This window comes from Aquibacillus rhizosphaerae, from assembly GCF_030282825.1.
Lineage (GTDB): Bacteria > Bacillota > Bacilli > Bacillales > Amphibacillaceae > Aquibacillus_C > Aquibacillus_C rhizosphaerae.
Genome location: NZ_JASTZU010000015.1, coordinates 1 through 2,099 on the forward strand (window position 1 = coordinate 1; position 2,099 = coordinate 2,099).

2 protein-coding genes are annotated in these 2,099 nt (G+C 37.7%); both read right to left on the reverse strand.

Annotated elements, in window-relative coordinates; genetic code table 11:
- Window positions 1-238: 238 nt before the first annotated feature.
- A complete protein-coding gene (locus QQS35_RS02870; RefSeq protein WP_285930269.1) occupies window positions 239-1,723 on the reverse strand; it encodes a transposase in 1,485 nt (494 codons plus the stop codon).
- Window positions 1,724-1,739: 16 nt separating this feature from the next.
- On the reverse strand, window positions 1,740-2,099 hold a 360-nt coding region (gene tnpA, locus QQS35_RS02875; protein WP_285930270.1), incomplete at its 5' end, for an IS200/IS605 family transposase.

Here is a 2,099-nt window from a genome sequence, read left to right on the forward strand (position 1 = left end):
CTGACAACTCCCACAGCTAAAGCAGTGGGGTTCAAAAGTACTTGCAAGCTTCTCAAATGGCGCCCTTATCTTTCCTTTTTAGAAAGAGTTTCCGCCAAAGTACTGACATGCTTTTCCCTCAAACATTAACGGACGTATTGCGTATAGCAAGGCACTTCTCTCAACAAGCCTTAGAGACTCTTGATATGCTTTTCGTTCCGACTTTTATTGGACGTTGTCACGACCAAATAGGTTTGTTTTATGCGATAAACCAACGCAATGTTTTATTTGATGATTGTTTTAAACGTTCTACTTCATCATTATGTAGTTCTACAAATTTGCCCCATCGTGTACAGCATAAACCTATATCCACAGCATTAAGCGTTTCGTTTGTGTTACTTATTAAAAAGGCACTATATAAATCACGTTGGATAAGGAATTCTCCAAGATCATTCCAACGTTCAGAAAGTTGTTTTTTGTTATATTCCCCTGTTATATGGTTGAATTGACTGGCTTTCGTTGCGTGTGTATCTATTTTCTTTAAAGAACAATCTTGAATCCCAAGTTTTCGGTCAATAATGGTTAGCAACATAGCAGGTGCACGACTGGCTATGGAGGTACCAAACCTCTTTTTGCGATTCATTTTGCCATTTTGCTTATTTCGCGTGGTGGTTTTCGCACGTTTTTGAAGCGATTGAAATCGCATGGTTTCAACTCGAACATCCGAACCAAGAGAAAGGATGTCATTAGCCAATTTTTCGTGAGCCATTTTTCGTTGAACAGTGATTTTACGATACATTTCTTTTCTTTTTTGGCGTAGTTTCTCGTATCTCTTAGAGTATATCCAAACGAGCTTCCCCTTTTTTACTGTGCCATTTTCATTAAAATTCGTAGTATTTGTACTTCGTTTAGACCTTTCCATTTTACGCTGCATTCGTCTAAGTTCATTTGTGTTGGTATTACATTCTGGTGCAAGTTCTTGAAGTTGGACTTTATCTTCACTGTATATCGCAATAGTAGATGTACCAATATCTAGGCCTACACGTTTTGTTTCATCATTAGAAACCTTGCGATTTCTTTTTGTTGGTGGATAACCTGCTTGAATAAGTTGAACAAAGTATCGAATTTTCCCGCGAACTTCACGTTTTATGATGCGCACATACTTCGTTTCATCCGTTAAAGCTAGATGTGCGTATTCATCATTAGGTTTTGCTGATATAGGCATAGAGAGCCAGTTTTTAGGTTTAGGATTTTTCTTTGTTGGTTTAGCACCCCAAAGGATGGCACCTTCTGCAAACCTCAATCCCGTTTTATTCGATTTATTCTCTACGGAAATATCATCTGTGCTATTTTTAAAGTGAACTTTTTTCGATTTACCAAAATGAAGTTTCTCCACTGCCTGAAAGGCTCTGGTTGCAAGCTTTTGCGCTTCAAAACTTCCAATGTGTTCTCTAAACTTTTGTTGACTAAACTTCACAAAACGATGTATTCCATATTCGGAAAATCCATAGGTTACTCGAATAGCTGCAAGTTGGTCATCACGTTCCTTAGACTTATTTTCTTTAAGGAGTTTACGATACTCTTTATCCGACTTTACAGCTCTATGTCGCTTTAAAGCCTCCCCTAGGCAAGAATTATAGACCATTCTAGCCATCTTTATTTTCTTTTCCAAACGATGTTGTTGCCAAGTTGGCAGGTGTAGAGGAAATTCAATTGTATACGTTGGTGTGGTGTTTCTTGCCATAGGTTTTAACTCCCTTCTAATTCTTTTTCTTTTGATTTTCGACGTATCGTTTGATGGTTTCACTAGAAACATTACCAGCAGTGGACACAAAAAACGAACGAGTCCAAAGGCTTTCCAAATGTTGAAGGTGAGGGAACTCCTCTCTTAGTTTTTTGGACGTGAATCGCTTGATTTTTGCCATGATATCCGAAGGACTTTGTTTAGGAAGCGAATTTAGAATCATATGCGTATGATCCTTATCACATTCAATAGCAATAACTTGAATTTTCCATTTTCCACACACTTCTAGCACCAATTCTTTGAAACGTTTTTCTATATCTGCCCGGAGAAAAATCTTCCTTCTATAACGGGGACAGAAAACAAAATGATAGTTTAT

Bases quoted from the DNA above. Each gene is read 5' to 3' on its own strand.
- QQS35_RS02870 (WP_285930269.1), bottom strand. From the start codon at position 1,723: ATGGCAAGAAACACCACACCAACGTATACAATTGAATTTCCTCTACAC.